We start from the raw sequence: 13,174 nt of genomic DNA, 5'->3' as shown, positions 1-13,174 counted from the left end.
AATTCGTCAAACCTGGTCCAGCTTCGGCCGGTCCATGACTGACAGGTATTCCCCCACGGCCTGGTAGTATACGAATTCGGCCACGTTGGTGCAGTGATCGCCGATCCGTTCCAGGTTCTTCGCTATAAAGAGCATGTGTGCCCCGGCGGTGATCCGGCGCGGGTCTTCGATGAGGTAGGTGATCATTTCACGGAACACCGCATTATAGTGCTGGTCGATATCGTCATCGCTGGACCAGACATTCTTGGCCAGGACGGCGTTGCCGGAGGCATAGGCATCGAGCACTTCGTTGAGCTGGCGGGCGACCGGGCGCGACATGCGCAGGATGGCGTTGCGCATCTCCATGCTGACATGATCGTCGAGGCGCAGGGCGCGCTTGGCGATGTTCTTGGAGAGATCGCCGATCCGCTCCAGCTCGTTGGAAATCTTCAGGGCAGAGAGGATCATCCGCAGGTCATGGCCCATCGGCTGGCGCCGGGCGATGAGGCTGACGATCTGCTTTTCCACGTCCGACTCGATGGCATCGACCTGGGGATCGCGGGCGATCACTTCCTTGGCGAGTACGGAATCATTGGCGCTGAGCGCGCGGCAGGAGTCGGTGATCATCGTTTCCACGATGCCGCCCATCCGCATGATGTCGGACGAAAGCTTGTCCAGCTCATCAGAATAGGCAGAGACGATATGATCCGACATATGTTCCTCCCTCAGCCGAAGCGGCCGGTGATGTAGTCTTCGGTGCGCTTTTCGCGCGGATTTGTGAAGATCTGTTCTGTCTCGCCCATTTCCACCAGATTGCCGAGATGGAAGAAGGCGGTGCGCTGGCTGACGCGGGCGGCCTGCTGCATGGAGTGGGTGACGATGACGATGCAGTAGCGCTTGCGCAGCTCGTCGATCAGTTCCTCGATGCGGGCGGTGGCCACAGGATCCAGCGCCGAGCAGGGCTCGTCCATCAGGATGACTTCGGGGCGCACGGCAATTGCGCGCGCGATGCAGAGACGCTGCTGCTGGCCGCCTGACAGGCTGGTGCCGGGCGCCTGGAGGCGGTCCTTCACCTCTTCCCAGAGGCCGGCGCGGCGGAGGGATTTCTCGACGATGGCGTCGAGGTCTTCCCGGCTGGTGGCGATGCCGTGGATGCGGGGGCCGTAGGCGATGTTGTCGTAGATCGACTTCGGGAAGGGGTTGGGCTTCTGGAACACCATGCCGACGCGCGAGCGCAGCAGCACGGGATCGATGGAGTGATCGTTGATATCCTGCCCGTCCATCAGGATCTGCCCTTCGACGCGGCAGTTCTCGATGGTGTCGTTCATGCGGTTGAGGCAGCGCAGGAAGGTGGACTTGCCGCAGCCCGAGGGGCCGATGAGCGCGGTGACGGCCCGGTCCGGAAAGGACATGGACACGCCATGGATGGCCTGGGTGGCGCCGTAGAATACCTTGATGTCGCGGCAATCGATGCGCGGCGCGGCGGCCGGAGGCGCATCGGCAGCGGGGGCCAGCACGGAACCGGCGGCCTGCGGTGTGTGATCGGAATCCATTACCATCTCCGCTCGTACTTTCGTCTCAAGAATACCACCAACCCGTTCATGAGCAAAAGAACGGCCAGGAGGACAACAATCATTGCCGAGGTCATCGGCTCCCAGGCGCGTTCGGCATTGTTCGCCCAGGTGAAGATCAGCACCGGCATGACGGTGGATTCGTCGGTGGGGCTGGTGGGCACATCCCCGACGAAGGCAACCATGCCGATCAGCAGCAGCGGGGCGGTTTCGCCCAGCGCGCGGGCCATCCCGAGGATGGCGCCAGTGAGGATGCCGGGCGCGGCCAGCGGCACGACATGGTGGAACACTGTCTGCATCTGCGAGGCGCCAATCGCCAGGGCGCCCGAGCGCACCGAAGGCGGCACCGCCTTCAGCGCCGCGCGCGAAGCAATGATCACCACCGGAAACGTCATCAGTGCCAGCACAAGACCGCCGACCAGCGGGGCCGATCGCGGCATGCCGAGGAAGTTGATATACACCGCCGCCCCGAGCAGGCCGAACACGATGGACGGCACGGCGGCCAGATTGTTGATGTTGACCTCGATGAAATCGGTCAGCCGGTTTTTCGGGGCGAACTCTTCCAGATAGACAGCCGCCAGGATGCCGATCGGGATGGCGACGAGGGCGGTGACCAGCATCGTGAACAGCGACCCGACCAGGGCGGCAAGGCCGCCGGCGAGTTCTGGATAGGTGGAGTCCGAATTCGTCAGCAGGGTCCAGCGCGGCACGCGGGAGATGCGGCCCATCTCTTTCAGGGCGAACGTCCAGGCGATCTGCTGGTCAGACACGACGCGCTGGGCTTCGGGCAGAGCGATGAGGCGGGCGGCGGCCGTGCTGTTGCGGAAAGCGTCGAGCGTGCCGGTGAGGAGTTCAAGGCGCGCGGTGCCGGCCTGAATGCCGTGCAGGCGGCCGGTGGCGCCGCCAGCCGTGATGAGGATCGAGCCCTCGTCCATGCTGACGCCCTCGGCCTGAAGCGTTGTCAGCGCCGTGAGGATCGGGGTGAAGGCCCCCTGCCCTTCGAGCAGGGCGAAGCCGTCTTCCTGTGCGGTTACAGCCGTGATGGTTCCCGTGCGAAGGCGGCGTTCCGGGAGGGCCTGGCCTTTCAGGTAAAGGTCGAGGTCATCATTCAGCGGGGCGGTCAGCGTGATGGGGTTGCCCACCATCTCGGGCCGGGCCGCGACCTTCCGGGCCGTCGGCAGGACAGCCAGGCGCGTGATGAATTCGGAGACTTCGATGCGGCTCGCGCGGTCGCGGTTTGCTTCGGGGAAGGTTTCCAGGAGGTTGTCGCGGGCCAGCTCCCAGAAGCCGTCCACATTGCGGGCGATGTCTTCCGGTGTGGTTTCGCCCGGCGGCGTGATGACGGCCGGGTCCAGCGTGATGTCATAGCGCACGACATGGTAAGTCGCCGCAGAGACGGCCTGCGAGCCGATGGACAGGACCAGCAGCACCAGCGCGCTCAGGGCCAGGAAGATGGCGCCGAGCCCGTAATAGCGGAAGCGCACATCGGCGGCCCGGCGGCGCTTGAGGCGCTTGAGCGCTTCAGGGGTGGAGAAAGAGGAGGCGGCCGGATCAGTCATACTTTTCCCGGTATTTCTGGACGACGCGCAGGGCGATCACGTTGAAGAGCAGCGTGACGGCGAACAGGACGAGGCCGAGCGCAAAGGCGGACAGCGTCTTGGGATCATCAAAGCCGGTCTCGCCGGTCATCAGGGAGACGATCTGGACGGTGATGGTGGTGAGGTCAGAGGTCGGGTCCATTGAGATGCGGGCGCTCTTGCCGGCAGCCATCACGACGATCATCGTTTCGCCAATGGCGCGGGAGACCGCCAGCAGCAGCGCGGCGATGATACCCGGAAGTGCGGCGGGGACGACCACATTGCGGACCGTTTCGGACTTGGTGGCGCCCAGGGCATAGGCGCCGTCGCGCAGGGTTTGCGGCACGGCGTTGATCACGTCATCCGACAGCGAGGACACGAACGGGATGACCATGATGCCCATGACGAGGCCTGCGGCGAGCGCGCTGGTGGGCTGGGCGGCCAGCAGCGGCTCGCTGGCGAGGCCGATATTGATCAGCGTCTCGTTGATCCAGAGCGCGAGGGATCGCACGGCCGGGGCGACAACCAGCAGCGCGAAGAAGCCGTACACCACAGTCGGGATGCCGGCGAGGATTTCGAGGATCGGCTTGATCCAGGCGCGGGCTTTGGGGCCGGCATATTCGGAGAGATAGATCGCGGAGAAGAGGCCGATGGGCGCGGCCACGAACATCGCGATCAGGGCGATCATGAAGGTGCCGAAGAACAGCGGCAGGGCGCCGAACTCCGCTTCGGTCTGCGCGTTCCAGCGTGTACCGAAGAGGAACTCCCAGATCGGGATGACGCTGAAGAACTGGATGCTCTCATAAAGGAGCGAGATGACAATGCCGGCCGTGGTGGCGATGGCGACGACGGCGCAGAGGAACAGCACGCCTTCCATGCCCCGCTCGACCAGGGAACGCGCCCGGAAACTGGCGGCAAGGCGGCGGCGGGCGAAGAGAAGCCCCAGCACGGCGCCCACGCCCATCAGCGCCAGCGCGCCAATGTTGAGGCCGCCGATGATCTCCAGATACCGGTTGGTGACCGCCGTGAAGACAAGATCGGTTCCGGCATAGTCGGAAGACCGGGCGGCCAGGGAGACCGAGTCGAGATAGGTTTGCAGTTCCGGCGCGGAGAGCAGGTCAAAGGCGGGCGGCAACTCGCTCGTCAGCTGGCCGCGGGCGAAGGGCTCTGCGCCGATGGCATAGACCAGCGCCACCAGCACCGCCGGAATGATGGCCCACATGGCCACGAAATAACCATGATAGTTGGGCCGCGAATGCAGCGCCGGGGCGCCGGACAGCAGAATGCGCTCGGCGCCGATACGGCCAACAAAAAACGCTACGGACGCAAAGACCGCAATCAGAGCGATCAGTAGCCAGCCCATGGGCAAGTGACCGAGCTGCTGAAGCATGAACTTCCTTCCGGGGGGTGATCCGGTGCCCCAAATAGAAGAAGGCCGCGACAGTTATGTGACAATCTTCTGTATTTCCTGCCGCAGTCAGCCTCTATTGCGCCCGCCCCTCAAAGACGCCATGTGTTCTGGATGACTAACCCTCAGGATTCAAAGGCCATCTGGCACGGCACCACAGTGCTGGCCGTGCGCAAGAATGGCAAACTCGTGATGCTCAGCGACGGCCAGGTGTCGATGGGCCAGACCATAATGAAGGGCAATGCGCGCAAGGTGCGCCGGATTGCCGGCGGAGCGATTCTTGCCGGTTTTGCCGGGGCAACCGCCGACGCTTTTACCCTGTTCGAGCGGCTGGAGGCGAAGCTGGAACGCTTCCCCGACCAGTTGCAGCGGGCCGCTGTGGAGCTGGCCAAGGACTGGCGGACGGAGAAGTACCTCCAGAAACTGGAAGCCTTGCTGATCGTGGCCGACAGGCACAGCACGCTGGTGATTACCGGGGCGGGCGATGTGCTGGAGCCGGAACACAATGTCGTGGCCATTGGCTCAGGCGGCAACTATGCGCTGGCAGCGGCGCGCGGCCTCTATGACTATGAAGACGAGGCCGAAGTGATCGGCCGCAAGGCCATGCAGATCGCCGCCGACATCTGCGTCTACACCAACAGCCATTTCAGCGTGGAGACCCTGGACGTCTAGGCGGCCAGAAAACTCCAACGGTTCCTCCAACGAGACCGGTTTTTCCTCCAATGAAACTTCCTCAGCGCCGCCCCCAGGAGGCGCCGGGCAGAGACAGACGAAACGGACTTCATGAAACACCTGACGCCCCGCGAAATCGTTGCCGAACTTGACCGCCACATCGTTGGCCAGAATGCCGCCAAGCGCGCCGTGGCGATCGCCCTGCGCAACCGGTGGCGGCGCAAGCAGGCCCCGGAAAACCTGCGCGGCGAGATAACGCCGAAGAACATCCTGATGATCGGGCCGACGGGCGTGGGGAAAACGGAAGTTTCCCGTCGCCTGGCGCGCCTCGCCAATGCGCCCTTCCTGAAGGTGGAGGCGACCAAGTTCACCGAGGTGGGCTATGTTGGCCGGGATGTGGAGCAGATCGTGCGGGATCTGGTCGAGGCGGCTGTCTCGATGATCCGCGAGCAGAAACGGGCCGGTGTGGAACAGGCCGCGCGCGACAAGGCCGAGGAGCGCCTGCTGGACGCCCTCGTCGGCGCCGAGGCGCAGGCCTCCACCCGCGAAGTGTTCCGCCGCAAGCTGCGCGGGGGCGAACTGGATGACAAGGAAGTCGACATCGACTTTGCCGACACCCACAATCCGATGCAAATGCTGGACCTGCCCGGCCAGGGCGGATCGATGAGCATGATCAATCTCGGCGACATGCTGGGCAAGGCCATGGGCGGGCGCACCAAACGTGTACGGACAACCGTGCGCGAGGCGGCAAAGCCGCTGGTGACCGAGGAAGCCGACAAGCTGGTGGACGAGGACCAGATCGTGCGCGAGGCGATTTCAGCCGTCGAGGAAGACGGGATCGTGTTCCTGGACGAGATCGACAAGATTGCCGCGCGCAAGGACCGGGGCGGCGCCGATGTCAGCCGCGAAGGCGTGCAGCGCGACCTCTTGCCCCTGATCGAGGGCACGACGGTTTCGACCAAGCGCGGCGCGGTGAAGACCGATCATATCCTATTCATCGCCTCGGGCGCGTTTCATGTTTCCAAACCGTCAGACCTGCTGCCGGAACTGCAGGGGCGCCTGCCGATCCGCGTGGAACTGGAGCCGCTGACGCGGGACGATCTGCGCCGCATCCTGGTGGAGCCGCAGGCGAGCCTGATCCGCCAGTATGAGGCGCTGATGGCCGCCGAAAACGTGACGCTGACCTTCGAGGACGCCGCCATCGACCGGATCGCCGACCTTGCCGAAGTGGTGAACAAGACCATCGAGAATATCGGTGCCCGCCGCCTCCAGACGATCCTGGAGCGCCTCTTGGACGAGATCAGCTTCGAGGCCCCGGACAAATCCGGCGAGACCTTTGTGATCACGGCAAGCTATGTGGACGAAAAGGTCAGCGGCCTGGCCGGTAATGCGGACCTTTCCAAGTTCATCCTCTAGGGGCTCCGTACTTTCCCTTATTGAGGGGCGCCAGTTTGATCATGAACTGCTATCATGTTGAATTTGGTCAACTGGAGACTCTGTCATGCTGTATGTGGATACCCCTACCCCTCAGGATATTGCCCGGCTGAATGCCGCGCGCGAAGGTATCTGCATCTCGATCTATGTGCCGACGACACCGTTGACGCAGAAGATCGGCGAGGCGCGGCTGAAATTCCGCCATCTGATCAGTGAAGCGGCCGGTCAGGCCAAGGCGGCCGGGCACGACAAGCGGGAAGTAGGCCTCGCCGAGATCGGCCTGCTGGACCTTGCCGACGACGATAATTTCTGGCGCGTGCAGGCCAACAGCCTGGCCGTGTTCGCGACGCCGTCCGGCGTGACCAGCTTCCGGCTGGCCAACAAGCTGGAAGCCTCGACGGAGGTGGCCGACCGGTTTCACCTGCTGCCGCTGATGCGCGCGGTGACGTTTCCGCATGAAGCCTTTGTTCTGGCGCTTTCGGAGAATGGCGTGCGGCTGGTGCAGGTGTTCTCCGACATGCCGGCGAAGAAGGTGAAGGTGCCGGGTTTGCCGAAGGATGCGGCGAGCCATGCGGGCAAGACGACGATCAACGACAAGTCTGCCTTCACCCGCATTCATGGCGAGGAAGGCCAGCGTATCCGTCACCTCTCATACCTGCGGGCGATCGATGCGGCGCTGCGGCCCATTCTGGCCGGGCGGGAGACACCGCTGATCGTCGCCGCAGTCGACCCGCTTGCGCATCTCTACCCGCATGTGAACACCTATCACCGGATGGCCAGCGAGCAGATCCGCGTCAGCCCTGACGCGGTGAAGGACAACGAGCTGGCAAGGCTCTCCATTCCGGTTCTGGATAGTGTGTATGCTGAAGACCTCTCCAGGGCGGCGCAGGTGTTCGAGCAGCATTCCTCAAGCGGGCGGACGGCCACCGACCTGACCGATGTGGCTCGCGCGGCGACCTATGGTGCCGTCGATACGCTGTTTGCGGACATGAACGACACCCGCCCCGGCCTGATCGACGACAAGGGCCAGGTGAGCTTTGCCGAGGCAGACACGGCCGACAATTACCGGCTGGTGGACGAGGTGGCGCGCCGGGTGATCGTCAATGGCGGGAAGGTGTTTGCGGTGCGCGCCGGAGAAGTGCCCGGCGGGCGCTCAGTGGGCGCCATCCTGCGCTATCCGGTTTGAGCACGGGCTGAAGCCGCGTCAGCCTTCCAGGGCGGCGCGGCGGATGGGCAGGTGTTTCTTGCCCCATTCCTTCATGATCGTCAGGGCGGGGCGCAGCTCCTCGCCCTTGGCGGTCAGCACATAGTCATACCGCTTTGGCGAGACAGAATAGGCCCGGCGTTCCAGGATGCCGACTTCAACGAGGCGTTTGAGCCGGTCTGCCAGAATGTGGCGGGTCATGCCGCCGGAGGCGGCAAACTCCTCGAACTTCGTCTTGCCAAGGAAGCAATCCCGCAGGATCAGCAGCGTCCAACGGTCTCCGACGACGGACAGGGTCCGCGCGACCGGGCACCAGTTATCGTTCAGTTCTGACCATTTCATGCGGTAACTGTACCGCACATAAACGAAAGTTCCAGAAAGAAACGCGAGGGTTCAGGAATAATCCCTACCCTAAACCCGAATTCCGGCGGCCTCGGCCAGATCGCTGTAGGAGACGGCCGGACGCGGGCCGATATGGCCGATCACTTCGGCCGCAGCGATATGGCCAAGGCGGGCGCAGGTGGCGAGCGGCAGGCCGCGGGCCAGACCGAAGAGGAAACCGGCGGCGTACTGATCGCCCGCGCCGGTCGTGTCGACCACAGCGTCCACCGGCTCGGCCGGTATCACGATCGGGTCGCCATCGCCGAACACGATGGAGCCTTTCTCGCTGCGCGTAACGGCAGCAACCGCGCAATCGGCGTGCAGCGCCTTCAGGGCGGCATCGAAATCATCGGTTTCGTAAAGTGAGAGAAGCTCAGCTTCGTTGGCGAAGACGATGTCGGCGAAGCCCTTCACCAGATGGCGGAAGCTGGCGCGGTGACGGTCCACGCAAAACTGGTCGGACATGGTGACGGCAACCTTGCGGCCGGCCGCCTTGGCGATCTCGGCGGCATAGACGAAGGCTTCCTTGGCTTCGTCGCGGTCGAACAGATAGCCTTCGAGGTAAAGGATCTGCCCGCTGCGCACGAGGTCTGCATCGACATCTTCCTTCGAGAAGAGGACCGAAGCGCCGAGGAAGGTGTTCATCGAGCGGTGGCCATCCTCGGTGACGAAGATGATCGAGCGGGCGGTGGCGGGGCCTTCTTCCAGCGGGCGCGTGTGGAAGGGCACGCCGGCCTTCATCATCTCGCGCATGAACTGGTGGCCGAGTTCATCATTCGAGATCTTGCCGATATAGGCCGCCTTGCCACCAAAGCTGGAGAGGCCGGCGATCGTGTTGGCGCCCGAGCCGCCAGAGGTGATGACCGCGTCTTTCGCCAGCGCCGTCAGCTCTTCGGCGCGCGGCTCCTCGATCAGCTGCATCACATCCTTGTGGATGCCATGGCGGGCGAGGAAGGCGTCGTCTGCGCGGGCGAGAACATCCACGATGGCATTACCGAGGCCGACGACATCGAATTTTGCTGCGGTCACTGGGGGCGGCTCCTCGAAATTCATTAAAACTCAGGCGTTCCGCGCCTTGCCAGACACCGCGCGTGGACACAAGACCCGCAGGCCGCTAGAGCGCAGCGCAGGCCGGGGCCTGCCCCTTTCTCCAGCGCAACGAACTGTCTCTCCCCATGAAAAAAGTCGCCTATCTCGCCAGCCGCGTCACCATTCCGGGCTCAATGATCCGCCGCACGGATGCTTTCGAGCATGATTTCATGATGGACGCTCTGAGGCCTCCTTTCCGGGCGCGGGGCCTGGAAGTGGTGGATGTGTGCTGGGACGATCCGAAGGTGGACTGGCGCCAGTTCGAAGCTGCCCTGATTGGCACGACCTGGGACTATTGGGACCGGCTGGAGGAATTCCTTGCCACGCTGGATGCTATCGGCAAGCAGACGCGGCTCTATAATCCGGCAGACGTCGTGCGCTGGAACGCCCGCAAGACCTATCTGCGCGATCTGGAAGCCAAGGGCGCCAGGCTGATCCCGACCCTGTGGCTCGGCACCTGCGGCGCGGCCGAGGCGGAGGCGGCATTCGAGACGCTGGGCGCCGATACGGTTGTGTTCAAGCGGCAGGTGGGCGCGGGCGCCAAGGATCAGCACAAGCTGAGCCGGGGCGAGGCCATTCCCGACATGCCCCATCCGATGATGGCGCAGCCTTTCCTGCCGATGATCCAGAAAGAGGGCGAACTCTCCTTCATCTTCATTGACGGGGAATTCTGCCATGCCCTGATCAAACGGGCGCAGCCGGGCGATTATCGCATCCAGTCGAGCTATGGCGGGCGGGAGGAAGTGCTCCATCCGTCAGCAGAAGACCTTGCCGCCGCGCGCGCCATTCTGGGCGCGCTGGACGAGGCGCCGCTCTATGGCCGGGTGGACATGCTGCGCGGCGAGGATGGCGGACTGCTGCTGATGGAACTCGAAGTGATCGAGCCCTACCTCTATCCCAAGGAAGGGCCGGAACTGGGCGAGCGGATGGCAGCGGCCGTGGCCCGACGGATTGGCGCGGCCTAGTTCGCTTCTACCGGCGTGCAGGCAATGCCCGTCAGCGGGAACATTTCCCCGCTCTGGCGTTCCCTGACATAGCAATCCCCGTCCATCAGTACGATGTCGAAGATCGTCGGCATGGCGGGGCTGTTGCCTTCAAGAGGGCCCGGTTTTGGCGGCAGGACGGAAATCACCGACTCCCTGGTCAGGTCTCCGGGGCCGATCTGGATCTGGGCGCGGTCGACAGCGGCGGCGAGAACGCCGGTCAGCGCAGCCATGGTTTCCGGGGATGCATCGGTCAGCGTCGCGGGCTCGGGCGAGGATTGGCAAGCCGCGATCCCGGCCAGGAAAGAAACACTCAGGATACGGTATTTCATGACACGGATCTCCTATCGGCCGGGGGGCATGGTCATGTCGCGATTGGTCTCAAGCGTTGAAGGGCCGGGCGGGCGCAGAGGGATGCCGCCGGAGCCGAGGCTGCCATTCGCGCTGGCCACAGCCGTGGTCGCCTGAGCTGAAACTGTCGGGCAGGCCAGCGATCCGCGATAGCTCAGCGCGGCTGCCAGCAGGCGCTCGTTTTCGTCCCCCAGTTCGCGCGTGAAATCATCGCTGACCTGGCAGCCCGGAAGGCGCACGCCAAAGGAAGCGGTCGAATTGTTCGGGATGAAGCCGTCGGCATAATCTCCGAAGCCCTGCCCGTTCACACCTTGGAACTGGATCGTGTAATAGGTCTCGCCGCAATTGTCGGTGGGATAGAAGCCGAAAGGCTTTCCGCAGGTGGTGTTGCCGATGAGAATGACCTCGACGCCAATGCCGCGCAGGCCGTTCACGACGGCTTCGCTGGCGCTGCAGGTGGACCTTGTGGAGAGGACAAAAACCCGCGGCAGGTTGAGCGATGGCAGCGGGGTGCCTTCGGGCACGGTGAAACCGACACCTGTGGAATAGAACGGGATCGGATTGTTGACCGCTCCGGTTACGGGATTGCGGTTTCCGGCAGCGGCGTTGAAGCGGAGCTGCTCGAACACCTGATTGCGCGTGCGCGTATCGCCGGCGATCATGTAGCTGAGCTGGGACGCCACGGCGAGGAGGCCGCCTCCATTATAGCGCAGGTCCAGCACCAGATCGCTGACGCCGGCCGCCTCCATGGCCGTCATGGCATCGTAGATTTCGCGCTCACTGGCCCAGGGGCTGAACGTATTGAACAGGATGTATCCAACATCGCCGGTGGGCGTGTTGATGATCCGGGTACGGTTTACGGGTTTGGACGAGAGGTTCACTGATGTCAGCGACACGGTGCGTGTTGCGCCGTCCGGGTCCTGTACCGTGAAGCTGTTTGTGAGCCCCGGCGTGGAGGGAAACAGGGCGGCGTTGAGCTGGTTGATGTCAGACTGCGAATTCGTGTTTACCAGATCAATGCCATTGATCTGCAGGATGCGCGAGCCGCGCTCGAAATTCGGCTGGCCGCCCACCTCTGCGGAAGCAGGCGAGTTGGGTTCCGTATAGCGGATGCGGAAATCGCGCGGAGGCGTTGTCGAGAACGCAATATAGCTGGCGCCATAGGTCGCCGTTGGCGCGGCATTGCGGGCTGCGAGATATTCCTCCGTAGGCTCACTGAAGTGGAAGTCGTCCTTCTCCTTGCCTGACGGCGTGGTGGCGAAGGTGCGCAGGACGGCGAAATAATCCCGGCGGTTGGAATAGTTTGCCGGGTTACGGTCGATGACTTCCGTGTTCCAGAGATAGGTCTCGTTGGTCCAGGAGCGTAGCCAGAAACGCTCCTCCAGCGCAGTGCCCTGCACATCCGGGAAGGTTCTGCCTTCGATGTCCTGGCCGATGCGGCGGACCTCGCAGCGGTTCTTGAAGGTGCTGGCTGCCGGGTAGACGCCCTGTGTCCAGGTGGGCCCGGATGCCGGAGGGGGCGGTGGGGGTGGAGAAACCGCGCCGGCCGTGCCGCCACCGCCCCCGCCGCAAGCCGACAGCCAGACGGGCATGGCAAGCGTCAGCAAGGCGAATGCAATGGTCCTGACGGAACCGGCCCTGGTGAGCGTGTTGCGCATGATATTCTTCCCTCTCGTTTCCCTCAGGAAAAGGTTTGCCGAGGCAGGCGCCAAGGTCAATTCAATTTGCGCCCGAAGGTGGTTTTCGGGGTTTTTTCGGCCCAAGGGCGGCGCGGGCGGCAGGGTCGGGCGTCTTGGGCTGGAAGGCACAGAGATCGGCGATCACGCACTGCCAGCATTCAGGCGTGCGCGCCTTGCACACATAGCGCCCGTGCAGGATCAGCCAGTGATGGGCGCCCTTCTTGAATTCGGGCGGCGTGATCCGCTCCAGCCCCGCTTCGACATGATCGGGGGTCTTGCCCGGCGCGAGGCCAGTCCTGTTGGAAACGCGGAATATGTGCGTGTCGACGGCGATGGTGGGCTCGCCGAAGGCTTCATTCATCACGACATTCGCCGTCTTGCGGCCAACGCCGGGCAGCGTCGTCAGTTCTTCGCGTGTGCGGGGCACTTCGCCGCCGAACTCGCCCAGGATTTTCCGGCTGAGCGCGATGACGTTTTTCGCCTTGTTGCGCCAGAGGCCGATGGTCTTGATGTATCCGGCGACGCCCTCCTCCCCCAGGGCGAGCATCTTCTCCGGGGTATCGGCGACGGCAAACAGCTTGCGCGTCGCCTTGTTGACGCCAACATCGGTCGCCTGCGCCGAGAGGGCGACGGCGACCAGCAGGGTGAACGGGTTGACGAATTCCAGCTCGGTGCGCGGGTCGGGCCGGTTTGCGGCGAGGGCGGCGAAGAGTTCGGCCGCCCGGGCACGCGTGAATTTCGAGCGCGGGCGCGCGCGGGCGGTCTTTTTGGCGGGTTTGGCAGCGTCTGGCATGATGTGAGGCATAGAGCGCCCTTTTCCCGGCGCAAGGGCGTGTTATCTCTTCC

13 protein-coding genes are annotated in these 13,174 nt (G+C 63.8%); 4 read left to right on the top strand and 9 right to left on the bottom strand.

Annotated elements, in window-relative coordinates:
* Positions 1 to 6: 6 nt before the first annotated feature.
* From phoU to pstC, 4 genes are read right to left on the bottom strand one after another with little or no spacing between them, the layout of a single operon-like run.
* Positions 7 to 693 (bottom strand): phosphate signaling complex protein PhoU, encoded by a 687-nt coding sequence (phoU, locus tag C0456_RS00415; protein ID WP_291047294.1) that lies wholly within the window; start codon positions 691 to 693, stop codon positions 7 to 9.
* An 11-nt stretch (positions 694 to 704) separates the two neighbouring features.
* Positions 705 to 1,532: a phosphate ABC transporter ATP-binding protein PstB gene (pstB, locus tag C0456_RS00410; RefSeq protein WP_291047292.1), complete on the bottom strand. Its 828-nt coding sequence runs from the start codon at positions 1,530 to 1,532 to the stop codon at positions 705 to 707.
* Entirely contained in the window at positions 1,532 to 3,109 is a 1,578-nt protein-coding gene (gene pstA, locus C0456_RS00405; protein ID WP_291047286.1) for a phosphate ABC transporter permease PstA, read from the bottom strand. The genes pstB and pstA overlap by 1 nt, the downstream gene beginning before the upstream one ends.
* A complete protein-coding gene (pstC, locus tag C0456_RS00400) occupies positions 3,102 to 4,517 on the bottom strand; it encodes a phosphate ABC transporter permease subunit PstC (protein WP_291047285.1) in 1,416 nt (471 codons plus the stop codon). Before pstC ends, pstA begins: the two co-directional genes overlap by 8 nt.
* A gap of 132 nt (positions 4,518 to 4,649) precedes the next feature.
* Between pstC and hslV the strand changes: the two genes are divergently transcribed.
* The 3 genes from hslV (at position 4,650) to C0456_RS00385 (ending at position 7,827) form a co-directional block, all read left to right on the top strand.
* Positions 4,650 to 5,207 carry an ATP-dependent protease subunit HslV gene (hslV, locus tag C0456_RS00395; RefSeq protein ID WP_291047283.1) on the top strand — a complete coding sequence of 186 codons (558 nt, stop codon included), beginning with the start codon at positions 4,650 to 4,652 and terminating at the stop codon, positions 5,205 to 5,207.
* A gap of 111 nt (positions 5,208 to 5,318) precedes the next feature.
* Entirely contained in the window at positions 5,319 to 6,623 is a 1,305-nt protein-coding gene (gene hslU / locus C0456_RS00390) for an ATP-dependent protease ATPase subunit HslU (RefSeq protein WP_291047281.1), read from the top strand.
* An 85-nt stretch (positions 6,624 to 6,708) separates the two neighbouring features.
* A complete protein-coding gene (locus C0456_RS00385) occupies positions 6,709 to 7,827 on the top strand; it encodes a hypothetical protein (RefSeq protein WP_291047280.1) in 1,119 nt (372 codons plus the stop codon).
* Between the two features lie 18 nt (positions 7,828 to 7,845).
* On the opposite strand, the gene C0456_RS00380 is transcribed toward C0456_RS00385, so the two are convergent.
* Both C0456_RS00380 and C0456_RS00375 read right to left on the bottom strand, forming a co-directional pair.
* Positions 7,846 to 8,187 carry a helix-turn-helix domain-containing protein gene (locus C0456_RS00380; RefSeq protein ID WP_291047278.1) on the bottom strand — a complete coding sequence of 114 codons (342 nt, stop codon included), beginning with the start codon at positions 8,185 to 8,187 and terminating at the stop codon, positions 7,846 to 7,848.
* A gap of 69 nt (positions 8,188 to 8,256) precedes the next feature.
* Positions 8,257 to 9,255 carry an adenosine kinase gene (locus C0456_RS00375; RefSeq protein ID WP_291047277.1) on the bottom strand — a complete coding sequence of 333 codons (999 nt, stop codon included), beginning with the start codon at positions 9,253 to 9,255 and terminating at the stop codon, positions 8,257 to 8,259.
* Positions 9,256 to 9,401: 146 nt separating this feature from the next.
* On the opposite strand from C0456_RS00375, the gene C0456_RS00370 reads away from it, so the two are divergent.
* Positions 9,402 to 10,280, top strand: a complete 879-nt coding sequence (locus C0456_RS00370) for a hypothetical protein (RefSeq protein ID WP_291047276.1) — start codon at positions 9,402 to 9,404, stop codon at positions 10,278 to 10,280.
* Here the strand turns inward: C0456_RS00370 and C0456_RS00365 are convergent.
* From C0456_RS00365 to nth, 3 genes are all read right to left on the bottom strand, one after another.
* Complete coding sequence (locus C0456_RS00365; RefSeq protein ID WP_291047274.1) at positions 10,277 to 10,630, bottom strand: hypothetical protein; 354 nt, start codon at positions 10,628 to 10,630, stop codon at positions 10,277 to 10,279. The genes C0456_RS00370 and C0456_RS00365 overlap by 4 nt on opposite strands.
* A gap of 12 nt (positions 10,631 to 10,642) precedes the next feature.
* The gene (locus tag C0456_RS00360; RefSeq protein WP_291047272.1) at positions 10,643 to 12,307 is read right to left on the bottom strand and encodes a S41 family peptidase; all 1,665 of its coding nucleotides are present in this window, start codon (positions 12,305 to 12,307) and stop codon (positions 10,643 to 10,645) included.
* A 61-nt stretch (positions 12,308 to 12,368) separates the two neighbouring features.
* On the bottom strand, positions 12,369 to 13,121 hold the full coding sequence (gene nth / locus C0456_RS00355; protein ID WP_291047270.1) for an endonuclease III: 753 nt from the start codon (positions 13,119 to 13,121) through the stop codon (positions 12,369 to 12,371).
* Positions 13,122 to 13,174 lie beyond the last annotated feature (53 nt).

Origin of the sequence: Hyphomonas sp. (assembly GCF_013823385.1) — a bacterium.
In the GTDB taxonomy this organism is placed as follows: Bacteria; Pseudomonadota; Alphaproteobacteria; order Caulobacterales; family Hyphomonadaceae; genus Hyphomonas.
This window is presented reverse-complemented; position numbering and strand designations above follow the sequence as displayed.